General features: G+C 70.9%; 24 protein-coding genes. 16 read left to right on the top strand and 8 right to left on the bottom strand.

Annotation, left to right across the window (positions count from 1 at the left end; genetic code table 11):
• Positions 1 to 76: 76 nt before the first annotated feature.
• Positions 77 to 2659 (bottom strand): DEAD/DEAH box helicase, encoded by a 2583-nt coding sequence (locus AC1DB1_RS15630; RefSeq protein WP_477201457.1) that lies wholly within the window; start codon positions 2657 to 2659, stop codon positions 77 to 79.
• 64 nt (positions 2660 to 2723) lie between these two features.
• Here AC1DB1_RS15630 and AC1DB1_RS15625 point away from each other — a divergent pair, with 64 nt between their 5' ends.
• The 9 genes from AC1DB1_RS15625 to AC1DB1_RS15585 are packed head-to-tail and all read left to right on the top strand — an operon-like array spanning position 2724 to position 11181.
• Positions 2724 to 4250 (top strand): molybdopterin-dependent oxidoreductase, encoded by a 1527-nt coding sequence (locus AC1DB1_RS15625; RefSeq protein WP_477201456.1) that lies wholly within the window; start codon positions 2724 to 2726, stop codon positions 4248 to 4250.
• A 31-nt stretch (positions 4251 to 4281) separates the two neighbouring features.
• A complete protein-coding gene (locus tag AC1DB1_RS15620; RefSeq protein WP_477201455.1) occupies positions 4282 to 5412 on the top strand; it encodes a ThiF family adenylyltransferase in 1131 nt (376 codons plus the stop codon).
• 4 nt (positions 5413 to 5416) lie between these two features.
• Positions 5417 to 6634 (top strand): molybdopterin molybdotransferase MoeA, encoded by a 1218-nt coding sequence (locus AC1DB1_RS15615; RefSeq protein WP_477201454.1) that lies wholly within the window; start codon positions 5417 to 5419, stop codon positions 6632 to 6634.
• A complete protein-coding gene (gene moaCB, locus AC1DB1_RS15610; protein WP_477201453.1) occupies positions 6631 to 7677 on the top strand; it encodes a bifunctional molybdenum cofactor biosynthesis protein MoaC/MoaB in 1047 nt (348 codons plus the stop codon). The genes AC1DB1_RS15615 and moaCB overlap by 4 nt, the downstream gene beginning before the upstream one ends.
• A complete protein-coding gene (locus tag AC1DB1_RS15605) occupies positions 7674 to 8087 on the top strand; it encodes a molybdenum cofactor biosynthesis protein MoaE (RefSeq protein WP_477201452.1) in 414 nt (137 codons plus the stop codon). The genes moaCB and AC1DB1_RS15605 overlap by 4 nt, the downstream gene beginning before the upstream one ends.
• 42 nt (positions 8088 to 8129) lie before the next feature.
• The gene (locus AC1DB1_RS15600) at positions 8130 to 8534 is read left to right on the top strand and encodes a TOBE domain-containing protein (protein ID WP_477201451.1); all 405 of its coding nucleotides are present in this window, start codon (positions 8130 to 8132) and stop codon (positions 8532 to 8534) included.
• A complete protein-coding gene (modA, locus tag AC1DB1_RS15595; protein WP_477201555.1) occupies positions 8531 to 9331 on the top strand; it encodes a molybdate ABC transporter substrate-binding protein in 801 nt (266 codons plus the stop codon). The genes AC1DB1_RS15600 and modA overlap by 4 nt, the downstream gene beginning before the upstream one ends.
• Before the next feature lie 3 nt (positions 9332 to 9334).
• Positions 9335 to 10132, top strand: coding sequence for an ABC transporter permease (locus AC1DB1_RS15590; RefSeq protein ID WP_477201450.1), 798 nt, complete (start codon positions 9335 to 9337; stop codon positions 10130 to 10132).
• Entirely contained in the window at positions 10129 to 11181 is a 1053-nt protein-coding gene (locus AC1DB1_RS15585; protein ID WP_477201449.1) for a sulfate/molybdate ABC transporter ATP-binding protein, read from the top strand. The genes AC1DB1_RS15590 and AC1DB1_RS15585 overlap by 4 nt, the downstream gene beginning before the upstream one ends.
• A gap of 49 nt (positions 11182 to 11230) precedes the next feature.
• On the opposite strand, the gene AC1DB1_RS15580 is transcribed toward AC1DB1_RS15585, so the two are convergent.
• Positions 11231 to 11479: a MoaD/ThiS family protein gene (locus tag AC1DB1_RS15580; RefSeq protein ID WP_271178124.1), complete on the bottom strand. Its 249-nt coding sequence runs from the start codon at positions 11477 to 11479 to the stop codon at positions 11231 to 11233.
• A complete protein-coding gene (gene moaA / locus AC1DB1_RS15575) occupies positions 11472 to 12581 on the bottom strand; it encodes a GTP 3',8-cyclase MoaA (RefSeq protein ID WP_477201448.1) in 1110 nt (369 codons plus the stop codon). Before moaA ends, AC1DB1_RS15580 begins: the two co-directional genes overlap by 8 nt.
• 46 nt (positions 12582 to 12627) lie before the next feature.
• On the opposite strand from moaA, the gene AC1DB1_RS15570 reads away from it, so the two are divergent.
• The 5 genes from AC1DB1_RS15570 to AC1DB1_RS15550 all read left to right on the top strand — a co-directional run bounded on the left by AC1DB1_RS15570 (position 12628) and on the right by AC1DB1_RS15550 (position 17901).
• The gene (locus AC1DB1_RS15570; protein ID WP_477201447.1) at positions 12628 to 13221 is read left to right on the top strand and encodes a sulfite oxidase-like oxidoreductase; all 594 of its coding nucleotides are present in this window, start codon (positions 12628 to 12630) and stop codon (positions 13219 to 13221) included.
• Positions 13218 to 13958: an FAD-binding oxidoreductase gene (locus AC1DB1_RS15565; RefSeq protein WP_271178121.1), complete on the top strand. Its 741-nt coding sequence runs from the start codon at positions 13218 to 13220 to the stop codon at positions 13956 to 13958. Before AC1DB1_RS15570 ends, AC1DB1_RS15565 begins: the two co-directional genes overlap by 4 nt.
• On the top strand, positions 13955 to 14230 hold the full coding sequence (locus AC1DB1_RS15560) for a DUF6510 family protein (RefSeq protein ID WP_271178120.1): 276 nt from the start codon (positions 13955 to 13957) through the stop codon (positions 14228 to 14230). The genes AC1DB1_RS15565 and AC1DB1_RS15560 overlap by 4 nt, the downstream gene beginning before the upstream one ends.
• A gap of 67 nt (positions 14231 to 14297) precedes the next feature.
• Positions 14298 to 15857 (top strand): SDR family NAD(P)-dependent oxidoreductase, encoded by a 1560-nt coding sequence (locus AC1DB1_RS15555; RefSeq protein ID WP_477201446.1) that lies wholly within the window; start codon positions 14298 to 14300, stop codon positions 15855 to 15857.
• Between the two features lie 46 nt (positions 15858 to 15903).
• Positions 15904 to 17901 (top strand): APC family permease, encoded by a 1998-nt coding sequence (locus AC1DB1_RS15550; protein ID WP_477201445.1) that lies wholly within the window; start codon positions 15904 to 15906, stop codon positions 17899 to 17901.
• Here AC1DB1_RS15550 and AC1DB1_RS15545 read toward each other — a convergent pair.
• Positions 17870 to 18601 (bottom strand): LysR family substrate-binding domain-containing protein, encoded by a 732-nt coding sequence (locus AC1DB1_RS15545; protein ID WP_477201444.1) that lies wholly within the window; start codon positions 18599 to 18601, stop codon positions 17870 to 17872. The two genes, AC1DB1_RS15550 and AC1DB1_RS15545, sit on opposite strands and share 32 nt — an antisense overlap.
• A 43-nt stretch (positions 18602 to 18644) precedes the next feature.
• Here AC1DB1_RS15545 and AC1DB1_RS15540 point away from each other — a divergent pair, with 43 nt between their 5' ends.
• Complete coding sequence (locus tag AC1DB1_RS15540; RefSeq protein WP_477201443.1) at positions 18645 to 19040, top strand: DUF5997 family protein; 396 nt, start codon at positions 18645 to 18647, stop codon at positions 19038 to 19040.
• Positions 19041 to 19109: 69 nt separating this feature from the next.
• Here AC1DB1_RS15540 and AC1DB1_RS15535 read toward each other — a convergent pair whose 3' ends face one another.
• On the bottom strand, positions 19110 to 19511 hold the full coding sequence (locus AC1DB1_RS15535; protein WP_477201442.1) for a DUF1622 domain-containing protein: 402 nt from the start codon (positions 19509 to 19511) through the stop codon (positions 19110 to 19112).
• A 41-nt stretch (positions 19512 to 19552) separates the two neighbouring features.
• On the opposite strand from AC1DB1_RS15535, the gene AC1DB1_RS15530 reads away from it, so the two are divergent.
• Complete coding sequence (locus AC1DB1_RS15530) at positions 19553 to 20896, top strand: alpha-hydroxy-acid oxidizing protein (protein WP_477201441.1); 1344 nt, start codon at positions 19553 to 19555, stop codon at positions 20894 to 20896.
• Here AC1DB1_RS15530 and AC1DB1_RS15525 read toward each other — a convergent pair.
• Genes AC1DB1_RS15525 through AC1DB1_RS15515 form a run of 3 tightly spaced genes read right to left on the bottom strand, consistent with a single transcriptional unit; the run spans position 20851 to position 22661 of the window.
• A complete protein-coding gene (locus AC1DB1_RS15525) occupies positions 20851 to 21258 on the bottom strand; it encodes a hypothetical protein (protein WP_477201554.1) in 408 nt (135 codons plus the stop codon). The genes AC1DB1_RS15530 and AC1DB1_RS15525 overlap by 46 nt on opposite strands.
• Positions 21255 to 21683 (bottom strand): DUF1761 domain-containing protein, encoded by a 429-nt coding sequence (locus AC1DB1_RS15520; RefSeq protein ID WP_271178114.1) that lies wholly within the window; start codon positions 21681 to 21683, stop codon positions 21255 to 21257. Before AC1DB1_RS15520 ends, AC1DB1_RS15525 begins: the two co-directional genes overlap by 4 nt.
• Before the next feature lie 51 nt (positions 21684 to 21734).
• The gene (locus tag AC1DB1_RS15515; protein WP_477201440.1) at positions 21735 to 22661 is read right to left on the bottom strand and encodes an NADP-dependent oxidoreductase; all 927 of its coding nucleotides are present in this window, start codon (positions 22659 to 22661) and stop codon (positions 21735 to 21737) included.
• Between the last annotated feature and the right edge of the window lie 41 nt (positions 22662 to 22702).

Genomic DNA, 22702 nt, shown 5'->3' with positions numbered 1-22702 from the left:
TTTCATGCAAATGACCTGGCGCAGTTTCGCGACCACGACGATACTCACACGGCTCATCGTGGAGGTCAACTCGGCGTCAGAGGCGGTTGACAGACGTAACACGCAGCACCGCGACGCCCTGCTCCGCCGACGCGCCGAGCAGGACATCGGCGCTGATCCCCCAGTCGTGGTCGCCCGCCGGGTCGGCGAGTATCTGACGCACCCGCCACACACCCTCCGCCGCCGCCGGGGACTCGTCGACGACGATCATCGCCGCGGACCGCGCCGCCGCATCCGTGCCGATCGCGTCGTGTTCGTCGTAGTACGCCTCGAGCGACTCGTCCCAGTCGAGGGCGGTGAATGCCGGCGTCGCCTCTCCGGCGAGCGCCGCCGCCTCGTTCTCGAGGGCGCCGAGCTGCTCTACCTGGTCGAGCGCCGCGAGCTGCACGCGGCGGAACAACTCGTTGCGCACCAGCACGAAGAACGCGCGGCGGTTCGTGGTGACATTGCGCGGTGCGGGAGGCGCGATCTCCTCCGACTCGGCGGCGTGCCGCGCGGCATCCGGATGGATGAGCTCCTCCCACTCGTCGAGCAGGCTGGAGTCGACCTGGCGCACCAGCTCCCCCAGCCACTCGATGAGGTCGTTCAGGTCGTCGGTGCGCAGGTCGGACGGCACCGTCTGACCGAGCGCGCGGTAGGCGTCGGAGAGGTAGCGCAGCACCACTCCCTCGGAGCGGGCCAGCTTGTAGAACGCGATGTACTCGCCGAACGTCATCGCACGCTCGTACAGATCGCGCACGACCGACTTGGGGCTGAGCTCGAAGTCGGTCACCCACGGCTGGCTGGCCGCGTAGGTCACGAACGCCTCCTGCAGCAACTCTGCATGCGGTTTCGGATGCTCGATCGTCTCGAGCGCCTCCATGCGCTCGTCGTACTCCACTCCGTCGGCCTTCATGGCAGCGACGGCCTCGCCCCGCGCGGCGTACTGCTGCGCGGAGAGCACCGGCCGGGGATCGTCGAGCGTCGCCTCGACCACCGAGACGATGTCGAGCGCGTACTCGGGCGATTCGATGTCGAACAGCTCGAAGGCGGCGAGCGCGAACGGCGACAGCGGCTGGTTCAGCGCGAAGTTCGGCTGGAGGTCGACCGTGAGGCGGATCCGCCCGTCGACGTTCTCGACGACGCCGGCCGTCACCAGCGTGCGGTAGAGGCCGAGGGCGCGGCGCGCCAGCGCGAGCTGCCGCTTCCACGGCTCGTGGTTGTCGAACACTAGCGAGCGCACGTGCTCGAACACGTCTCCCCCGCGCGCGACGACGTTGATCAGCATCGCGCTCGTGATCTGCATCGACGAGGTCAGGGTCTCCGGCTCCGCCTCGATGAGCTTGCGGAACGACGGCTCGCCCCACGACACGAAGCCGTCCGGAGCCTTCTTGCGCACGATCTTGCGGCGCTTCTTGGGGTCGTCACCCGCCTTCTCGATCGCCTTGAGGTTCTCGGTCTCGTGCTCGGGCGCCTGGGCGGCCACCGTTCCGGCCGTGTCGAAGCCGGCACGACCGGCGCGCCCCGCGATCTGGTGGAACTCGCGGGCGTTGAGCTGACGCATCCGGGTGCCGTCGAACTTCGTGAGCGCCGTGAAGAGCACCGTGCGGATCGGCACGTTGATGCCGACGCCGAGCGTGTCGGTGCCGCAGATGACGCGGAGCACGCCGCGTTGCGCGAGCTGCTCCACGAGACGCCGGTACTTCGGGAGCATTCCGGCGTGGTGGACGCCGATGCCCTGTCGCAGCAGTCGCGACAGCGTCTTGCCGAACGACGTCGTGAACCGGAAGCCGCCGATCAGCTCGGCGATCGCATCCCGTTGCTCCCGGCTGGCGATGCGGGCGCTCGACAGCGCCTGGGCCCGCTCGAGCGCGGCCAGCTGCGAGAAGTGCACGATGTAGACCGGTGCCTGCGCGGTGTTCAGCAGGTCCTCCACGGTCTCGTGCACCGGGGTGAGCTCGTAGAAGTAGTGCAGGGGCACGGGACGCTCGACCCCGGTCACGACCGCCGTCTCGCGGCCGGTGCGCCTGGTGAGGTCGGCGGCCAGCTCGGTCACATCGCCGAGCGTCGCCGACATCAGGATGAACTGCACGCGCGGCAGAGTGAGGAGCGGCACCTGCCACGCCCAGCCGCGGTCGGGGTCGGCGTAGAAGTGGAACTCATCCATCACGACCTGGCCGACCGGCGTATCCGCGCCGTGCCGGAGGGCGAGGTTGGCGAGGATCTCGGCGGTGCAGCAGATGATCGGGGCGTCGGCGTTGACCGCGGAGTCGCCGGTCATCATCCCGACGTTCTCGGCGCCGAAGATCTCGACGAGCGCGAAGAACTTCTCGGAGACCAGGGCCTTGATCGGCGCGGTGTAGAACGTGCGCTCGCCGCGGGCGAGGGCGGCGAAGTGGGCACCGACGGCGACGAGCGACTTACCGGTTCCTGTGGGTGTGCTCAGGATCAGGTTCGCCCCCGCGACGATCTCGATGACGGCTTCGTCCTGCGCCGGGTAGAGCGTGATGCCGCGCCCGGCGACCCAGTCGACGAACGTGTCGTAGACCTCGTCGTCGCCGGCGGTCCCCGGGCCGTCGTAGCCGGGGATGTCCTCGACACGCAGGCGGCGGGCGGGAGTCGACTCATCGGGTGCTGGCATGGTGGGTCAAGCCTCCCACGGCCGCACTCGCCTGGGTCACAGCTTTGCGACCTAACCTCGCGTCATGGTGTCGTTCTGGCGCCCGGCGGCGACCGGGGTCGCAAGCATTCTGGCCGGAGTCGGGGCCGGTGAACTGGTCAGCTCCCTCTTCGCGCAGAACGGCAGTCCGGTGCTCGTGGTGGGCGCGGCCGTGATCGACCTGGTGCCCGGCTGGCTCAAAGAGGCCGTGATCTCTGTCTTCGGCACGCAGGACAAGACCGTCCTCATCGTGAGCCTCGCTCTGGTGCTGCTGATCGCGGGAGCTCTGGCCGGCTGGCTGGAGAGCCTGCGGCCGCCGGTGGGCCGCATCCTGATCGCCCTCGGCGGCGCTCTCGGCGTTCTCGCCGCACTCACGAGGTCGGGCGCGAGCGTGCTCGACGCGGTCCCGTCCGCGGTCGCCGCGATCGTCGCCATCCTGGTGCTCGGCGCACTGGCCCGGATGCTGCGCGGCACCGCCCCGACGCGGGTCGCGCCCTCCGGCGCCGTCAGCCGTCGGCGGTTCCTCGTCGCGACCGGCGCGACGGCGGCGGGCGGAGCGATCGCCGTGGCGATCGGCCAGGTGGTCTCGAGCGGATACCGGGCGGCGGCCGCGGCCCGTGCCGCCTTCCACCTGCCGAAGGCGGCGGTGGCCGCCCCGCCGATCCCGGCCGGCGCCTCGTTCGACATCGCCGGGCTGTCGCCGATCATCACCCCGAATGCGGACTTCTACCGCATCGACACCGCACTGCAGATCCCCGGGATCGATCCCTCGACCTGGCGGCTGCGCATCCACGGTCTCGTCGAGGACGAGATCGAACTGAGCTTCGCGGAGCTGCTGAAGCTGCCGCTGGAGGAGAGCATCACGACGCTCACCTGTGTGTCGAACGAGGTCGGCGGCAACCTGATCAGCAACGCGACCTGGCTGGGCTACCCCATCCGGCACCTGCTGGCGCGCGCGAAGCCGAAATCGAACGCCGACATGGTGCTCTCGAAGAGCCAGGACGGCTGGACGGCGAGCACGCCGATCGAGGCGCTCACCGACGAGCGCAACGCCATCCTCGCGGTCGGGATGAACGGGCAGCCGCTTCCCCTGGAGCACGGCTACCCGGTGCGGATGGTCGTCCCCGGCCTCTACGGCTACGTCTCGGCGACGAAGTGGGTGGTCGACCTGGAGGTCACCCGATTCGATCGCGCCACCTCGTATTGGACCGACAGGGGCTGGTCGCAGCGCGGCCCGGTGAAGCTCGAGTCGCGGATCGACGTGCCCGCCGCCGGGCGGCAGGTGACGGCGGGGACCGTGGCGGTCGCCGGGGTCGCCTGGTCGCAGCATGTCGGGGTGAGTGCGGTGCACGTGCAGATCGACGACGGCCCGTGGGAGCAGGCGGACATCGCCGACGCCATCTCCGTCGACACCTGGCGGCAGTGGAAGTACGCCTGGAACGCAGAGAAGGGCCAGCACACCATCCGGGTGCGCGCCACCGACGCGAAGGGCAGGGTGCAGACCTCCGCCGTCGCCGACGTCGTGCCCAACGGGGCGACGGGGCTGCACCAGATCTCGGTCACGGTCTCGTAGCGCTCCCCCGAGCCGGTCTAGCCTGGTCACCATGACGTTCGCGCCCCTCGTCGGCATCGGCCCGGAACTCCCGCCGGAGCGCGAGGCGCGCTACGCCCGCACCGCCCGGCTCCCCGGTTTCGGGATGGACGCCCAGCGCCGGGTGCGCAACGCGCGTGTGCTCGTGGTCGGCGCAGGCGGCCTGGGCAGCGCGGTGCTCCCCGGCCTCGCCGCGGTCGGCTTCGGCACGATCGGGATCGTCGACGGCGACCGCGTGGAATGGAGCAACCTGCCGCGGCAGACGGTGCACGGCCCGGCGGACGTCGGGCGATCGAAGGCCGCCTCCGCCGCCGAAGCCGTCGCGCTGCTCGACGACGAGACCGCCGTCGTGGTGCACGACACCATGCTGACGTCCGCCAACGCCCGGGAGATCATCGCCGGCTACGACCTGGTGCTCGACGGCAGCGACAACTTCCCGACCCGCTACCTGGTCAACGATGCGGGCGTGCTCGCGGGCGTGCCGGTCGTCTGGGGCGCCGTGCACCGGTTCGGCGGCCAGGTCGGCGTGAGCTGGGCTGCGGAGGGTCCGCAGTACCGCGACCTCTTCCCCGTTCCGCCGGAGCCGGGCAGCGTTCCGAACTGCGCCGAGGCGGGCGTGCTGCCGTCGGTCTGCGCGGTCATCGGCGGCCTGATGGTGAGCGAGGCCGTCAAGCTCGTGACGGGCACCGGCGAGCCGCTCGTCGGCCGTGTCGTCGTGCACGACGCCCTCAGCGGCGGCTTCCGCGAGCTCGCCTACGAGCGCGACGCCGAGGCCGAGCCGGTCACCCGGCTGATCGATTACGACCTGTTCTGCGGAGTGAGTGCGACGATGACGCCAGGAGAGCTCAGCGCCCGTCTCGAGGCGGGCGAGCCGTTCACCCTCATCGACGTGCGCGAACCCTGGGAAGCCGACCTCGCCTCGATCCCCGGTTCGCTGCTGGTGCCTCTCGCGGTGGTGCAGCGCGACCCCGCCGGCGTGGCCGCCCGGCTCGGCGACGACCCCTTGGTCATCGTGTGCCATCACGGCCCGCGCGCCGAGGTCGCGCGGCGGGCTCTGGACGCCGCCGGCGCACCCGGGCTCGTGCTCGCCGGAGGGATCGACGCCTGGGCCAGAGACATCGACGGGTCCCTGGCGCGATACTGAGGTCATGACCTCCCCCGTATCGGTCGACGAGCACGCCGCTCGCATCGGCCGGATGCTCGCTCCGCTGCTCATGGCCCGTGCGTCCGAGGTGGTCCCGCTCACCGACGCGCTCGGCCGCACGACCGCCGACGACGTGCGCTCCGCCGTCGACCTCCCCCTGTTCCGCAACTCGCAGATGGACGGCTACGCCGTGCGCGCGAGCGACATCGAGACCGTTCCGATCGCCCTCGAGGTGTCGGGCGACGTTCCGGCCGGTCACACCGTTCCCGTCGTGTTGACGCCGGGCACGGCCATCCGGATCATGACCGGGGCGCCTGTGCCGGCCGGCGCCGACGCGATCGTCCCGGTGGAAGACGCCGAGCTGGTGCTCGGCCGCGACGACGACCTGGCCGGGTCCATCGTCGAGGTCCGCCGCTCGCGGCGCGCGGGCGAGTACGTGCGCGAGCGCGGCAGCGACCTGCGCCGCGGCGACGTGATCGTTCCACTGGGCACGCGGCTCGCGCCACGGCATCTCGCGGCCCTCGCCGCTGCCGGGGTCGGCGAGGTGAGGGTGCTCGCTCCCCTGCGCGTCGGCATCATCACCACCGGCTCCGAACTGGTGCGCGGCGATCGCCCCGCGCAGTTCGGGCAGATCTTCGACGCCAACGGCATCGCCCTGGCCGCACTCTCCGAGGAATCCGGCGCCGTCGTCGGCTATCGCGGCACGAGCGACGACGACCCCGCGTCGTTCGAGGGCGTTCTCGCCGACGCCATCGCGGCGAGCGACCTGATCCTGACGTCCGGCGGCATCTCCAAGGGCGCCTTCGAGGTCGTGCGCGAGGTGCTCGAACCGCGCGGCGCGCAGGTCTGCACCGTGGCGATGCAGCCGGGCGGCCCGCAGGCGACGGCCATCGTGGACGGCGTGCCGATCATCTGCTTCCCCGGCAATCCGGTCAGCACGCAGGTGTCGTTCACCGTCTTCCTCCGCGGGATCCTGCGCCGTGCGGCGGCGCTGCCCGACATCCCGGTGAGGCAGGTCCCGCTCGCCGACGCCCTGACGTCGGTGGCGGGCAAGCGGCAGTTCCTGCGCGGACGCCTGTTGCCGGACGGCAGGGTCGAGCAGGCCTCCGGCCCGAGCTCGCACCTCGTCGCCGGCATGGCACGCTCCGACGTGCTCATCGACCTCCCCGCCGACGCCGAGCAGGTCGCAGCGGGCGCCGACGTGACAGTGTGGACACTATGAGCGAGCTGACGCATGTCGACAACGACGGACGGGCACGGATGGTCGACGTCGGCCACAAGGCCGCAACGCACCGGATCGCGATCGCCCGTGGCCGGTTGGTGACGACCTCGGAGGTCGTGCGACTGGTGCGGGCAGACGGGCTCCCCAAGGCCGATGTGCTCGCCACCGCCCGCATCGCCGGCATCGCCGGGGCGAAGCGCACCTCGGAGCTGATCCCCCTCTGCCACCCGCTGCCGCTCGACGCCGTGCACGTCGAGTTCTCGCTCGACGCGGAGGCCGGCACGATCGGCATCGAGGTGACCGCCACGACGACAGGCAAGACCGGCGTCGAGATGGAGGCCCTGACGGGATTGTCTGTCGCCGGCCTGACGCTGCACGACATGGTGAAGGCCATCGATCCGGGCGCGATGCTCACCGACCTGCGCCTGGCGTACAAGAGCGGCGGCAAGCGCGGCGAATGGCGCCGAGCGGGCGAGCCGGATGCGGTCCCCGCCGGCGCCGGAACGGGCACGGGTCAGCCCGCGGCCGAACCGGATGCGCCGGAAGCCGCCCACGCCTCCGCACCGCGCCCGACGGCGATCGTGGTCGTCGCGTCCACCCGCGCCGCCTCCGGCGAGCGGCCCGACGCGACCGGGCCGGTGATCGCGGCCTGGCTCGCCGAGCACGGGCACCCGAGCACCGAGCTGCGGGTGGTGGCCGACGCCGACATCGACCACGCGCTGCGCGCCGCCGTCGCCGCGCATCCGGCCGTCATCATCACCACGGGCGGCACCGGCATCTCGCCGACCGACCGCACTCCCGAGGCCACGGCGGCGGTGCTCGACCGAGAGCTGCCCGGCGTCGCGGAGGCCATGCGCGTGCGCGGACTGGCGCACACCCCGCTCGCTGCGCTCAGCCGCGGCCTGGCCGGGGTCGCGGGCGACACCGTGATCGTGAACCTGCCCGGCTCCCGCGGCGGCGTGGCCGACGGACTCGAGGTGCTCGGCGACCTGCTGGCGCACCTGGTCGACCAGGTCCGCGGAGCGGCGGAGCACGGCGCATGAGCGACGTGTTCGCCCGGATCAGCGAGGACCCGCTCGACACGTCGGCGGTCGACGAGTTCGTCTGGCGCGCGGAATCCGGCGCGGTGGTGGCGTTCCAGGGGATCGTGCGCGACCACGACGGGGGACGCGGGGTCGTGTCGCTCGACTACCGCGCGCATCCGGAGGCCCAGCGGTTCTTGCAGGAATGCTGCGACGAGATCGCCGGTCGCACGGGCCTGCGCGTGGCGGCCGAGCACCGCGTCGGCTCCCTGACGATCGGCGACCTGGCGCTCGTGGCGGCGGTGGCGGCCCCGCATCGTGCAGAAGCCTTCGCGGCGTGCGCGGAACTCGTCGAACTGATCAAGGCGCGCGTGCCGATCTGGAAGCGGCAGCACTTCTCCGACGGCGTCTCCGAATGGGTCGGCCTGTAGAAGACGGTTCATTTCCGCGGATTCGGCTCTAGCATGTGATTCATGCCGCAGATTCGGATAAAACAGGCCGCGTTGTACCTCGGGGTGAGCGACGACACGGTTCGGCGCTGGATCGAGTCCGGCGTCATCGAGAGCGGAAGAGACGACGCCGGCCGCACGGTCGTCGACGGCTTCGAGCTCGCTCAGCTCGCCAAGCAGAACGCGGTGCTCCCCGCCGACCCGTCGGACATCGGCCGGTCGGCACGCAACCGCTTCGTCGGCATCGTGACCGACATCGTCGCCGATCGCGTCATGGCGCAGGTCGAGCTGCAGTGCGGCCCGCACCGTGTCGTCTCGTTGATGAGCAGCGAGGCGGTGCGCGAACTGGGCCTGGAACTCGGGTCAGTCGCCATCGCGGTCGTCAAGGCCACCACCGTGATCGTCGAGACCCCTACTGGGAAGGACTGACCGTGCGCCGCCGCATCACCGCCACCGCCGCATTCCTCGCCGCGATCGCGCTGACAGCGACCGGATGCTCGTCCGCCGGTTCATCGCCGGGCGGCACCCCGTCGGCCTCCGCCGATGCGCTCTCGGGTTCCGCGACGGTGTTCGCCGCCGCCTCCCTGACCAAGACCTTCACCGCGCTCGGCACGGACTTCGAAGCGAAGCACCCGGGCACAACGATCACGTTGAGCTTCGCCGGCTCCTCGGACCTGGTGTCCCAGATCACCGAGGGCGCGCCGGCCGACGTGTTCGCCTCCGCCGACGAGAAGAACATGGCGAAGGCGACGGATGCCACGCTCACCGCCGGCCAACCGGTCGACTTCGCGACCAACGTGCTCGCGATCGCCGTCCCCCCGGGCAATCCCGCTCACATCACCTCGTTCGCCGACCTGGCGAAGCCCGGGGTCAAGACGGTGATCTGCGCCCCGCAGGTCCCGTGCGGCGCTGCGACGGCGAAGGTCGAGGCCTCCACCGGTGTCACGCTCAAGCCCGTGAGCCAGGAGTCGGCGGTGACCGATGTGCTCGGCAAGGTGAGCTCCGGAGAGGCCGACGCCGGGATCGTCTACGTGACCGATGTCAAGGGCGCCGGTGACTCGGTGGACTCGGTGCCGTTCCCCGAGGCCTCGTCCGCGGTGAACACCTATCCGATCGTCGCGTTGACGGGCTCGAAGAACCCGAAGCTCGCGAGCGCCTTCGTCGACTACGTGACCGGGCCGGACGGCCAGAAGGTGCTGGCCGACGCCGGCTTCGGAGCGCCGTAGCCGATGCCCCGCCCATCCGGTCTCGGCGTGCCGCGCTGGATCATCGCTGTCGCCGTCCTCGGCGGACTGTTCGTGGTGCTCCCGCTCGTCGCGCTCATCGCGCGGGTGGACTGGGCGCACTTCGTCCCGCTGATCACCTCACCCTCCTCGGTCGACGCCCTGCTGCTGAGCCTGCGCACCTCCGTGGCCGCCACGCTGCTCTGCATCGTGCTCGGGGTGCCGATGGCGACGGTGCTGGCCCGCGGGTCCTTTCCCGGACAGCGCGTGATCCGAGCGCTGGTGCTGCTGCCGCTGGTGCTGCCGCCGGTCGTCGGCGGCCTCGCGCTCCTCTACCTGTTCGGACGACGCGGGATGCTGGGCGGCGTGTTCGACGTCGCCTTCTCGACCAGCGCGGTGATCCTGGCCCAGACCTTCGTCGCCCTGCCGTTCCTGGTGCTGAGCCTCGAGGGCGCCCTCCGCACGGCGGGGACGCGGTACGAGGCGGTCGCCGCCACACTCGGAGCGGGTCCGAGCACGGTGCTGTTCCGCGTGACGCTGCCGCTCGTGCTGCCCGCCCTGGTCTCCGGCGCCATCCTGTCGTTCGCGCGCGCTCTCGGCGAGTTCGGCGCCACGCTGACGTTCGCCGGCAGCCTGCAGGGCGTCACGCGCACGCTCCCGCTCGAGATCTACCTGCAGCGGGAGACGGATCCTGCTGCGGCGGTCGCGCTGTCGCTGGTGCTGATCGCCGTGGCCGTGGTGGTCGTCGCGGTCGCGCAGGGCGCGGGCGAGCCGGCGCGACGCCGGCGGAGGGCGCTCGCGTGAGCCTGACGCTGGAGGCCACGGTCGCCGAACGGGGCGTGGAGGTCGCGCTCGAGCTCGCCGAGGGAGAGACGGTCGCCATTCTCGGGCCCAACGGCGCCGGCAAGTCGACCGTGCTCGGAGTGCTCGCCGGGCTCGTGCGCGCAGACACGGGCCGCGCCGTGCTCGGCGGCGACACGCTCTTCGCGTCACCGGGTGGAGTCTGGACGCCGCCGCATCGCCGCGGCATCGCGCTGCTCGCGCAGGAGCCGTTGCTCTTCCCGCACCTGTCGGTGCGGCGCAACGTCGAGTTCGGGCCGCGCACAGCCCGGGCGTCCAGGCCGGAGGCGCGCGCACGTGCCGAGCACTGGCTCGGCGAGGTGGGGGCGGGCGAATTCGCCGATCGCCATCCGGCCGAGCTCTCGGGCGGCCAGGCGCAGCGCGTCGCCATCGCCAGGGCGCTGGCGGCGGAACCGCGGCTGCTGCTGCTCGACGAGCCGCTCTCCGCGCTCGACGTCGCCGTGACCTCGTCCGTGCGGCAGATGCTCGCTCGCGTGCTCGACGACCGCACGGCCGTGATCGTGAGCCACGATGCGCTCGACGCCTACCTGCTCGCCGATCGGGTCGTCGTGTTGCACGAGGGGACGATCGCCGAGCAGGGAGCCACGCGTTCCGTGCTGGAGCGGCCACGGCATCCGTTCACCGCAGAGCTGACCGGCGTCGCCCTGCTGACCGGGCGGCGCACGCCAGGCGGTCTCGTGACGGACGACGGCCTCGCGGTCGCGGCCCGCGCGGTCGAGACCGTCCGGCAGGATGCGCGGGTGGCGGCGGTCGTGCGGCCGGCCGAGGTGCGGGTGGAGAGCATCCACGCCCCCGGCGTCGCCCTGGCGGATGTGAACCGTGTGCCGGCGACGGTGCTCGACCTGGAGCCGCGCGGCGACCTCGTGCGTGTGCGCACGGACAGCCTGCCGGCGTTGGTCGCTCCGGCCGCGGTCGCCGAGCTCGGACTCGGGCCCGGCGTCGGGGTCGCGCTCGTCTTCCCGGCCGCAGCGGTCACGATGTACAACGCCTGAGGAACAGCGTACGTCGAGCGGCGTGCCTCGTCATCGACCGCCGGTGCGCTCAGCCGCCGGCGAACGGCGGGAGCACGTCGACGGTCGCACCGATGCGGCGGGCCGGATCGCGTGACACCACGCGGTCGACCAGGAACGAACCGGAGCGCAGAACGCGTGCCATGTCCGCGCCGTATCGCGACTCCAGTTCGGTGCGGAGCGCTCCCAGGGTCGATTCGGCCAGCTCGATACGCTCCTCGGGTCGCCCGGCCGCGTCCTCGGCGGCGGCGAAGTACCGCACCAGCACGGTCTCAGCCACCGATCGCCCCCATGCTGCGCACCGGTGGAACGAAACCGGCCGCGTCGATCCCGTGACCGGCCTGCTTGCCCCACATCGCCGCACGCCACCAGCGGGCGATCTCGGCGTCGTCGGCTCCGGTGCGCAGCAGGTGGCGCAGGTCGGTCTCGTCGTCGCCGAAGAGGCACGAGCGCACTGTACCCTCGGCCGTGATCCGGGTGCGATCGCACGCAGAGCAGAAGCTGCGCGTCACCGACGCGATGATCCCGACCGTGGCCGGGCCGCCGTTCACCAGCCACTCCTCCGCCGGCGCCGACGGGTCATCGCGCCCCGGGTCCGTCAGTTCGAAGCGGGTGCCGAGCACGCTCAGCAGCTCTGCGGCAGGCACCATGTTGTCGCGGGCCCAAGCATGGTCGGCGTCGAGCGGCATCTGCTCGATGAAGCGCAGCCGGCAGTCGTTGTCGATCGCCCAGCCGAGCAGGTCGGCGGCGCCGGCCAGGGTGTCGCGCATCAGCACGGCGTTGATCTTGAGTGGACTGAGCCCGGCCTCGTGCGCGGCACGGATGCCGGCGAGAACGGCCGGGAGGCGATCCCGGCGGGTGAGGGCGGCGAAGTGCTCGCGGTCGATCGTGTCGAGCGAGACGTTGACCCGCGTGAGCCCCGCCTCCACCAGCTCGCCGATGCGGTGGTCGAGCCCGATCCCGTTGGTGGTGATCGAGAGGTCGACCCCGGGCGCCGCGTCCGCGGAGCGGCCGATGATCTCGGCGAGGTCCGCCCGCATCAGGGGCTCTCCCCCCGTGAATCGCACTTCGCGCACCCCGAGGTCGCGCGCACCGATGCCGACGAGGCGGGCGATCTCCGCCGCGCTCAGCAGGTTCTCGCGCGGGATGGCAGGCAGTCCCTCCGCCGGCATGCAGTACGTGCAGCGCAGCGAGCACTTCTCGGTCACCGACACCCGCAGGTCGCGCGCCACGCGGCCGAATCGGTCGACGAGTTCGGCGGTCTCCGGTCGGCCCGCCGTGTCCGGCGGTCCGTACGGACTGTCCGGGCCGGCCACACCGGCCGCTCCGGCCGCTCCGGCCGCGCTGGACCGAAGCGGCAGTCCGAGATTCACGGCGGTCATCTGTTCACCATAGACCGGTGCGCCGGCCGAGGAATATGCTGCGGCCATGGGAATCATCTCTTCCGGCTTCTCCGGCCGCCGACGCACCGATGACCCGCGACTTCCTCCGGGTCAGTACAAGACCGACGGGTTCCCCGTGCTCTCCGCCGGTCCGACACCACGGGTCTCCCACGACGAGTGGGCCTTCACGATCACCACCGAGAAGGGGACCGTGCACCGCTGGAGCTGGGACGAGTTCCTCGCCCTCCCCCAGGACGACGTGAGCACCGACATCCACTGTGTCACGAGCTGGTCGAAGCTCGGCACGTCGTGGCGCGGGGTGAAGCTCGACACGCTCTTCGAGGGCGTCGACACCGACTACGAGTACACGATGGCGCACTCGTACGGCGGGTACACGACGAATGTGCCGCTGGCCGACCTGCTCGACGGCAAGGCCTGGGTGGCGCACACCTTCGACGGCTCCGCGCTCGCTCCCGAGCACGGTGGGCCGGCCCGGCTGCTGGTGCCGCACCTGTACTTCTGGAAGAGCGCCAAGTGGGTGAGCGGCCTCGAAATGCTCCCGAGGGACGCTCCCGGCTTCTGGGAGAGCAACGGCTACAACATGTACGGCGACCCCTGGCGCGAAGAGCGCTACTGGTGAGCACGGTCTGGCACGTCGCCGATGTCGTGGGCGCCCACTTCGAGACGCCCACCGCCCGCACCCTGCGGCTGCGCATCCCCGGCCTGCACGGCCACCTCGCGGGTCAGCACGTCGATGTGCGCCTCACCGCGCCCGACGGCTACCAGGCGGTGCGGTCGTACTCGATCGCCTCGGCGCTGGGCGGCGACGAACTCGAGCTCACGGTCGAGGAGCTCGCCGACGGCGAGGTGTCGCCGTACCTCGTGCGCGGTGTTGCCGTCGGCGATCAGCTCGAGGTGCGCGGGCCTGTCGGCGGCTGGTTCGTCTGGCGGCCGGGCGACGAGACCCCCGTTCAGCTCATCGCCGGCGGCTCCGGCGTCGTGCCGCTGATGTCGATGGCGCGCGCACATGCGGCGGCGGCCAGTTCCGCAGACTTCCGCCTGCTGTACTCCGTGCGCACCCCGGAGTCGGTGTACTACCGCGACGAGCTCGGGATGCTCGAGCACGACGAGTCCGCACCGTTGCGGGTCTCGTACGTGTACACCCGCGAGGCGCCGTCCGGCTGGCCGGTCGCCGCCGGGCGCCTGACCGAGCAGACGCTGTCCGACAGCATCCTGCCGGCATCGACAATGCCGACCTTCTTCATCTGCGGGGCCACCGTGTTCGTCGAGACGGTGTCCGACTGGCTCGTGGCCGCCGGGCACGACCCCGCCCGCATCAAGACCGAACGCTACGGCGGAATCGGAGGCGCGCCATGAGCGACCTGACCGACATGGGCTATCTGGACGGCAACGCGGCGGCTGGGCTGCTGTCGGAGCTGTTCGCCGTCGACGTCACGAGCGCGCGCGGCCGGTGCGCGCACTGCGGCGACATCGCGGTGGTGGCGCGGGCGCGCGTGTACCCGAACGACCACGGCCTCGTGCTGCGCTGCTCGATCTGCGGCGACGTCCTGGCGAAGGCCGTCGAAGAGCCCGGCCGGGTGTGCATCGACCTGCGCGGCCTCGAATGGCTCGAGCTCGCGGTGGAGTGAGCCGGCACCACGCCGCCTGATCGCCGCTCACGGACTGCTCCCACCCGCGATCGCCTAGAATTCTCCGGTGCTCCCCGACTCTCCCTCCTCGAACGCCGACGCCTCCGATCTGACCGTCGACGCGCTGACCGCTGCGGCGAACTCCGCGTCCATCGACCCCGATGACCTCGCGACGACCCTCCGCGTGCTGGCCGACCTCCACCTGCTCGACGAGGAGCACCCCGACTTCGTGAGCGTGCGCCACGCCACCGCCCGGATGTTCAAATCCGTCAAGCAGGAGCGCCGTCGTCAGATCCGCGCGGCCGTCGCCGAGAACGACAAGGCCGTCGTGGCGGCGACCGCCACCGGCGCTCCCGACCGCATCGACGACGAGACGCGCGGCGCCGACCTCACCACGAGCGCCAGCGGATCGTCGGCGGGCACCCTGCTCAAGTCCCGCGCCTGCTACATCTGCAAGCAGCACTACACGCTCGTGGACGCGTTCTACCACCAGCTGTGCCCCGACTGCGCAGCGCTCAGCCACGCGAAGCGCACCGCACGCACCGATCTCTCCGGCAAGCGCGCGCTGCTCACGGGCGGCCGCGCCAAGATCGGGATGCACATCGCTCTGCGGCTGCTGCGCGACGGTGCCCACCTGACCATCACCACCCGGTTCCCGCGGGATGCCGTTCGCCGGTTCTCCTCGCTCCCCGACGCGGGCGACTGGCTGCACCGCCTGCGCGTGGTCGGCATCGACCTGCGCGACCCCGCCCAGGTGATCGCCCTCGCCGACTCGGTCGCCGCGCAGGGCACCCTCGACATCCTGATCAACAACGCCGCCCAGACGGTGCGGCGTTCCCCCGGCTCGTACTCGTTGCTCGCCGAGGCGGAGTCGAAGCCCCTGCCCGACGGCCCGCTGCCCGAGATGGAGACCTTCGGTCACACCAACGACCCGCACCCGCAGGCGCTCGAGGCCAGCGTGGCGTCGCATCCGCTGCTGTCCGTGGCGAGCCTCGCGGGTACCATCGCGGAGCAGGCGGCGCCGTCCGCACTCACCGCCGACGACCTCGCCGCCCTTGCGATGGCTCCCGGCTCGTCGTCCCTCGCCCGTCACGCCGACGGCAGCGCGATCGACGCCGGCGGTCTCGTGCCCGACGTCAACCGCGTCAACAGCTGGACGCAGGCCGTTCAGGATGTCGACCCGCTCGAGATGCTCGAGGTGCAGCTCTGCAACACCACAGCGCCCTTCCTGCTGATCAGCCGCTTGCGAGCATCGATGGCCGCGACCGAGGCCGGGCGCGCGTACATCGTGAACGTCTCGGCGATGGAGGGCGTGTTCAGCCGCCGCTACAAGGGTCCGGGTCACCCCCACACCAACATGGCGAAGGCCGCCCTCAACATGCTCACGCGCACGAGCGCCGGCGAGATGTTCGAGACCGACGGCATCCTGATGACGAGCGTCGACACCGGCTGGATCACCGACGAGCGCCCGCACTACACGAAGGTCCGGCTGGCCGAGGAGGGGTTCCACGCGCCCCTCGACCTGGTCGACGGCGCCGCCCGGGTGTACGACCCGGTCGTGCGCGGCGAGGCCGGGGACGACCTCTACGGCGTCTTCCTCAAGGACTACCGCATCTCCCCCTGGTGAACGGGTACGCTGAGGCTCAGTTGTAGGCCGGTCGACGAAGGATCTCATGTCCAGCACTTCCACGGGCCAGCGGCCCGAGGTCCCCGTTCCCGGCCAGGCGCACAATGTGGCCCGGCCGGCCAAGGTCGGCGTGTTCCGGCACTGGCTCCTCTCCGGCCTCATCGACGAACGCGGCGAGCACCAGGGCCCGCACGCCCGGCGTCCTGAACGCACGCACTCGTGGTGGCAGGTCATGTGCCTCACCGGCGTCGACTACTTCTCGACGCTGGGTTACCAGCCGGCCATCGCGGCACTCGCCGCCGGACTGATCTCGCCCTTCGCCACCGTGGTGCTCGTGGCGCTGACGCTGCTCGGCGCCCTCCCGGTGTACCGCCGCGTCGCCCGCGAGAGCTTCAAGGGCTCCGGATCGATCGCGATGCTCGAGCGCCTGCTCCCCTGGTGGGCCGGCAAGCTGTTCGTGCTGGTGCTGCTCGGGTTCGCCGCGACCGACTTCATGATCACGATCACGCTGTCGGCGGCGGACGCCTCGGCGCACGCAATCGAGAACCCGTACACGCCCGAATGGTTCCACGGCAATCAGGTGGGCATCACGCTCTTCCTGCTCGCCCTGCTGGCCGCCGTGTTCCTCAAGGGCTTCCGTGAGGCGATCGGCATCGCCGTCGTGCTCGTCGCGGTCTACCTCGCACTGAACGTCGTCGTCGTGACCACCTCGATCGTGCAGGTGTTCCAACACCCCACGGCGGTCACCGACTGGTGGACGGCGCTCTTCACCCAGCACGGCGACCCGATCATGATCGTGGCCATCGCTCTGCTCGTCTTTCCCAAACTGGCCCTCGGCCTGTCCGGCTTCGAGACCGGCGTCGCCGTCATGCCCCAGATCAAGGGCAAGGCCGACGACGATCCCGCACGCCCGGCCGGCCGCATCCAGGGCGCCCACCGCCTGCTCACCACCTCGGCGCTGATCATGAGCGTCTTCCTGATCACGTCGAGCTTCACGACGACGCTGCTCATCCCGCAGAAGGACTTCCAGCCCGGCGGCCCGGCGAACGGCCGAGCGCTCGCGTACCTCGCCCACGAGTACCTGGGCAACATCTTCGGCTCGGTCTACGACCTGAGCACCATCCTGATCCTGTGGTTCGCCGGCGCCTCGGCGATGGCCGGCCTGCTCAACCTGGTGCCGCGCTACCTGCCCCGCTACGGGATGGCACCCCAGTGGGCGCGGGCCGTGCGACCGCTCGTGCTGGTGTTCACCGCCATCGCGTTCATCATCACCCTGGTGTTCCAGGCCAGCGTAGACGCCCAGGGCGGGGCATACGCGACCGGCGTGCTGGTGCTGATCACGTCGGCGTCGCTCGCGGTCGCCCTGTCGGCCTATCGCAAGAAGCAGCCGAGGCGCACGGTCGTCTACGCGATCATCACCGCGATCTTCGTCTACACGACCATCGTCAACATCTTCGAGCGGCCCGACGGCCTGCGCATCGCGACGCTCTTCATCATCGGCATCCTGGTGATCTCGATCGTCTCGCGCATCGGTCGCTCCTTCCAGCTGCGCGCCACCAGTGTCACCTTCGACGTGACGGCCCTCGACTTCATCCTCGAAGACGCCGAGGAGGGCGAGATCCGCATCATCGCCCACGAGCCCGACGTCGACACGGACAAGGAATACGCGCAGAAGAACAAGGACGAGCGCAAGTTCAGCCACATCCCGCAGCGGGCGCGCACGATCTTCCTCGAGGTCTACCCCTCCGACTCGTCAGACTTCGAAGAAGACCTGGAGGTGCACGGCGTGGTGAAGCACGGCTACCGCGTGCTCCAGGTGAAGAGCGGCAATGTGCCGAACACGATCGCGGCGGTGCTGATGGAGATCCGCGACGTCACCGGGGTCGTACCGACCATCTACTTCGAGTGGGCGAAGGGGAACCCGATCTCCAACATGTTCCGCTTCCTCATCACAGGTGTCGGCGATGTGGCGCCCGTGACCCGCGAAGTGCTGCGCGAGGCGGAGAAGGACGTCAAGCGCCGCCCCGCCGTGCACGTCTCGTGACCTGACCGCGCGGCGAGCCCGGCTTCTTTCCGCCGCGCGCTGCTGCGCCTTTCGTGCCGCCGCTCTTGCCGCCGGCCTTGCCGCCGCCCTTCGGCTGCGCGGCCGCCTTCGCGGCTTTCTTCGCGCCCTTCTTGCCCTGCGCTGCCTCCGTCGCCGCCACCTCCGGATTGCGCGAGCTGTGCGCCGTGCGGCCGCGGACGATCCCGATGAACTCGTCGACGAGCGGATGCTGACCCTCGCGCGGCCACGCCAGACCGACGCTGCTCGGCTCGGCGTCCTCGAGCTTCATCGCGACGACGTCTCTACGCCGGAACACCTTCGCGACGGACTGCGGGAGCACGGCGACCCCGGTGCCTCCCGCGATCGTGCGGAACAGCCCCTCCGAGGCGTCGTCGTCGAGCACCGTCTGGTCGGCGAGGTCGGCACGATGCAGCTTCTTCTCGAGCGTGAGGAGGTGCTCATGGCTCATCGCCACGACGATGTCCTCCGCATACAGCGGGATGAGGTGCAGTCCGTCGGTGTCGAGGGGTTCGCGCACGAATGCCATGTCGGCGTCGCCGCTGACGAGCATCCGGTGCTGATCGGCGAGTTCCATGCGCACGACCCGGAGTTCGACAGAGGGATGCCGCTGCTCGAACACCCTGGTCCATTTGCCGACCGTCACGCCGAGCGGGAAAGCGATCGTGAACGTGGACACCATGCTCGTAAGGGTACCGGCCCCGCCGGACGATACCCTTGGAGTCATGAGCGCGGAGAAGAAGTCCCAGACGATGAAGGCGGCCACGGCGGCCAAGAAGCTCGGGATCTACCTCCCCGCGGCCCCCGAGGAGTTCCGCGACCGCGAGGTGAGCCGCAGCGAGCTCGCCGAACTGACGGCTGCCGCTCCCGCGTGGCTCGCGACCTTGCGCGCCGACGGCCCGCACCCGCGCGAGGTGGTCGCTCAGAAGCTGGGCATCTCGATCAGCGGTCTGGCACGCTCCGGCGTCGACCAGGCGCTGACCACGGCGGAGATCAAAGACCTCCTCGCCGCTCCCCCGGCCTGGCTCGTGCAGGAGCGCGCGACGCAGGCGGCGGTACGCGCGGAGAACGCCCGCGTGAAGGCCCGCAACGCCGAACGCGCGGCTCGCACCGAGAGCTGATATCGGCGCCGGCTGACCTGGGCGCGGGCTGAGCCCGGCGCCGGCCGGCATCGGCGGCGGCCGATCGGTTCAGGCCGTCGCGTCGCCCGACCGCTTCGCGGCCCTGGCCATGACCTCGGGGCCGGTGACGAGCGCGCGCCGCCATGGCGCCACCCCGTCGATCTCGATCTGAAGCGAGAAGCTGAGCACGGTCCTGATCAGCACGATCAACGCGAGCACGAAGGCATCGGTCAGCGAGGGCGTCGACGTGACGGTGCGCACGAGATCGGCGGCCACCAGGATCTCGAGCCCGAGCAGGATGACCCCTCCGAAGCTCTCCCGCAGGGTGCGGAAGCCGATCGCCCCGTCCTTGGTGCGGATCCACGCGCGCAGCGCGATGGCCACGGCGACGACGAACCCGATGACCATCGCGCTGACGCCGACGACCTCGAAGCCGATGGCGATCGCCTGGAAGAACGGTTGAGCGGTCATGGGTTCATGGTGACACATGCGCGGCGGTGCACAATGGTGCCATGACCGCCAGTGCCGGACGCGATGCCCAATCGGAGATCTATCGCGCCGGCGTCACCGGCCGCACCCCGCGCATCCCGACCGGGTTCCGCGAACTCGAGCGCCTCGCACGGCGCCGGATGTCCCGCGCCGCGTTCGCCTACGTGGCGGGCTCGGCCGGCCTCGAGCGCACGGACAGCGCCGACACCGCCGCGTTCGGGCGCCGCCGGATCGTGCCCCGCGTGCTCCGCGACGTGGCCGACCGCGACCTGAGCATCGACCTCTTCGGCCGCCGCCGCGCGACCCCGCTGCTGCTCGCGCCGATCGGCGTGCTCGATCTCGCGCATCCCGGTGCGGATGCCGCCGCCGCCCGCGCTGCGGCCTCGCTCGGCGTGCCGATGGTGCTATCGAACCAGGCGTCGACGCCCATGGAGACGGTCGCCGCCGCGATGGACGAGGTCTCCCCCGGCTCCGCCCGCTGGTTCCAGCTCTACTGGAGCTCGTCGAGCGATCTGGTCGCCAGCCTCGTCGAACGCGCGGAGCGCTCCGGCTGCGAGGCGATCGTCGTCACCCTGGACACGCACGTGCTCGGCTGGCGGCCCCGCGATCTCGATCTCGGCTACCTGCCCTTCAGCCGCGGCCGCGGCATCGCGCAATACACCAGCGATCCGGTGTTCCAGCAGCTCGTGAAGGCGCGCGTCGACGCCGGCTACACCCGCGCGCGCACCGCGATCACACCGGCGACGATCGCCTCGTTCGCGAGCATCCTGCGCCGCCATCCCGGAACCATCAGGCAGAACCTGCGCTCGCCCGAGCCGTTGGCCGCCGTCGAGACCTTCCTCGATGTCTTCGCGAATCCCGCGCTCACCTGGGGCGACCTGGCGTTCCTGCGCGAACGCACCCGCCTGCCGATCGTGCTGAAGGGCATCCTGCATCCGGATGACGCCGAGCGCGCGATCGACGCCGGAATGGACGCCGTGCAGGTGTCGACGCACGGCGGACGGCAGATCGACGGCGAGGTCGCCGCGCTCGACGCCCTGCCCGCGATCGTCGAGCGGGTCGCCGGGCGGCTCCCCGTGCTGTTCGACAGCGGGGTGCGCGGCGGCGCCGATGTGCTCATCGCGCTCGCGCTCGGGGCCACGGCGGTCGCGATCGGCCGGCCGTACGTCTACGCGCTCGCGGTGGCGGGCGAGGCCGGCGTGCGCGAACTGCTGCGCAACCTGATCGCCGAGCTCGACATCACGCTCGGGCTCGCGGGCGGCCGTGCCGTCGCAGAGCTCTCGCCGGCGGTCCTCGCCCCGCCCCGGCATCCCGTTTCCCGTCAGGAGACGGCGGCCCCGATCAGCGAGAGCAGCGCGCGGCCGTAGGCTGTCGCGGCGTCCTCCTCGTCGAAGTACCGATCCTCTCCGGCCAGCAGGATGGTCACCCGATAGCCGTCGGACGTGCGGGCGAGATGACGGAACGATCCGCCCAGCAGCTCCCGCAGCTGGTCCTCGCGCGGGATCCAGAGTGCGTCCTCCAGCGCGAGCGAGTCGAGCGCCCACTCGGTCGTGCCGTTGAAACCGAGGATCGTGCCGGTGTCGAATTCGTGGGGCTCGATGGTCATCTCGCTGACGGTGAAGCGGTCGCCCGCCAGCTCGGAGCGATCGATCGCGAAGGTGTCGCCGGAGACCGGGTGCCAGCTCAGCCCGGCGGCCCGCAGCTCTCGGGCCAGCTCGTCGGCGATCATGCGCCCGCGGGCGGCCACACGCCGATGATGATCGCCATCACGACGACGGTCACCAACTCGTGTGCCAGGTTGAGAACGGTCAGGCTGCTCGGCCTCCGGTCGAACGCGTCATGGGTGACCATCCTGGCCGCGGTGAAGCCGGCCCACAGCACGCCAGCGGTGAGTACCGCATTCCAGAAGAACGAGCCGCCGTAGAAGTGGAAAGAGATGTCGGTCGCACCGGCGAGCACCCACGCCGTGATGAAGCTCACGACCACGGTGATGATGAGCGGGAACGCCGCCCCGCGCCGCATCGACTCCTCGTCGTGGCCGACCAGCCGCATCCAATAGGCGCCGAACACGCCGCGTGCGTACCAGATCGAGCCGACCACCATGCTGGAGGCCGTGGCGATCAGGACCGCCCAGTAGTTGATGGCAGGTACCATTCGTGCTCCCTCTTCGAGACTGCTCGGAGTCTAATGCCGCGCTCCGACGCGCTACTCGGTGACGACGACGATCTTGCCGCGCACGTGGCCCGCCTCGAGTCGGCTGTAGGCCTCGATGACGCGCTCGATCGGGAAGATCGAGTCGATCGGGAGCACCAGTTCGTTCTCGGCGAGGAGCTCGGCGATCTCGCTCATGTCGTCGTTCGTGGCGGAGGACCCCCCGACGGTGTGCGCACCGCGTGCGGCGGGCCCGAACGCGGCGATCGTGTTGATGCGGTCGACGGGGACGCCGAGCTCGATCGCCGTGTCGATCGTGTCGGGGCCGTGGTTGTCGAGCACCGCCGTGACCCGGTCGCCGTCGTCGAGCACCTCGCGCACCCGGTCGGCGAGGCCGTCGCCGTACTCGACGGGGATGATGCCGAGCCCCTCGAGGAACTCGTGGTTCTCGACGCTCGCGGTTCCGATCACGGTCGCTCCGGCGCGCACGGCCAGCTGAGCGGCCAGGATGCCGACCCCGCCTGCCGCCGCACTGACCAGCACGGTGTCGTTCTCGCCCAGTCCGAGCGAGCGCGCACTCGCCACCGCCGTACGCGCGACGACGCCGAGCGAGCCGCCGACCTCGAACGTGACCGGATCGGGCTTCACGACGACCTGGCCGTCCTCCTGCACGATCGCGAAGTCGGCCATCGAGGCGAACGGCGCCGTGCCGAACACGGACTGCCCCACCGTGAAGCGGGACACGCCGTCGCCGAGCTCCTCGACGAAGCCGGCGAAGTCCTGACCCATGCCGCTCGGCACCGTGACACCCATGCGCCCGGCCGCGCGTTCATCCCGGTACGCCTTGGTGTCCATCGGATTGAGACCCGCCGCCATGACCCTCACCAGGATCTGGCCGGGCCCCGGCCACTGTCGCGGCCGGTCGACCACCTTCAGGGCATCGCGCGAACCGAACTCGTCGAACTGAACGACTCTGGGCACAGGAGCTCCTTTCGTCTGTGACGGTGAGCCTAGTCCCCTGC

The organism is Leifsonia sp. 10N434, assembly GCF_056394405.1.
This window is presented reverse-complemented; position numbering and strand designations above follow the sequence as displayed.

Excerpts from the sequence above, each read along its gene's own strand:
- AC1DB1_RS15545 (WP_477201444.1), bottom strand. The coding sequence starts at position 18,601 with ATGGTGTCCACGTTCACGATCGCTTTCCCGCTCGGCGTGACGGTCGGC.
- AC1DB1_RS15550 (WP_477201445.1), top strand. The coding sequence starts at position 15,904 with ATGTCCAGCACTTCCACGGGCCAGCGGCCCGAGGTCCCCGTTCCCGGC.
- AC1DB1_RS15590 (WP_477201450.1), top strand. The coding sequence starts at position 9,335 with ATGCCCCGCCCATCCGGTCTCGGCGTGCCGCGCTGGATCATCGCTGTC.
- AC1DB1_RS15625 (WP_477201456.1), top strand. The coding sequence starts at position 2,724 with ATGGTGTCGTTCTGGCGCCCGGCGGCGACCGGGGTCGCAAGCATTCTG.
- moaA (WP_477201448.1), bottom strand. The coding sequence starts at position 12,581 with ATGACCGCCGTGAATCTCGGACTGCCGCTTCGGTCCAGCGCGGCCGGA.
- AC1DB1_RS15600 (WP_477201451.1), top strand. The coding sequence starts at position 8,130 with ATGCCGCAGATTCGGATAAAACAGGCCGCGTTGTACCTCGGGGTGAGC.
- AC1DB1_RS15570 (WP_477201447.1), top strand. The coding sequence starts at position 12,628 with ATGGGAATCATCTCTTCCGGCTTCTCCGGCCGCCGACGCACCGATGAC.
- moaCB (WP_477201453.1), top strand. The coding sequence starts at position 6,631 with ATGAGCGAGCTGACGCATGTCGACAACGACGGACGGGCACGGATGGTC.
- AC1DB1_RS15615 (WP_477201454.1), top strand. The coding sequence starts at position 5,417 with ATGACCTCCCCCGTATCGGTCGACGAGCACGCCGCTCGCATCGGCCGG.
- AC1DB1_RS15530 (WP_477201441.1), top strand. The coding sequence starts at position 19,553 with ATGACCGCCAGTGCCGGACGCGATGCCCAATCGGAGATCTATCGCGCC.
- AC1DB1_RS15630 (WP_477201457.1), bottom strand. The coding sequence starts at position 2,659 with ATGCCAGCACCCGATGAGTCGACTCCCGCCCGCCGCCTGCGTGTCGAG.
- AC1DB1_RS15535 (WP_477201442.1), bottom strand. The coding sequence starts at position 19,511 with ATGACCGCTCAACCGTTCTTCCAGGCGATCGCCATCGGCTTCGAGGTC.
- AC1DB1_RS15620 (WP_477201455.1), top strand. The coding sequence starts at position 4,282 with ATGACGTTCGCGCCCCTCGTCGGCATCGGCCCGGAACTCCCGCCGGAG.
- AC1DB1_RS15560 (WP_271178120.1), top strand. The coding sequence starts at position 13,955 with ATGAGCGACCTGACCGACATGGGCTATCTGGACGGCAACGCGGCGGCT.
- AC1DB1_RS15605 (WP_477201452.1), top strand. The coding sequence starts at position 7,674 with ATGAGCGACGTGTTCGCCCGGATCAGCGAGGACCCGCTCGACACGTCG.
- AC1DB1_RS15525 (WP_477201554.1), bottom strand. The coding sequence starts at position 21,258 with ATGATCGCCGACGAGCTGGCCCGAGAGCTGCGGGCCGCCGGGCTGAGC.
- AC1DB1_RS15520 (WP_271178114.1), bottom strand. The coding sequence starts at position 21,683 with ATGGTACCTGCCATCAACTACTGGGCGGTCCTGATCGCCACGGCCTCC.
- AC1DB1_RS15540 (WP_477201443.1), top strand. The coding sequence starts at position 18,645 with ATGAGCGCGGAGAAGAAGTCCCAGACGATGAAGGCGGCCACGGCGGCC.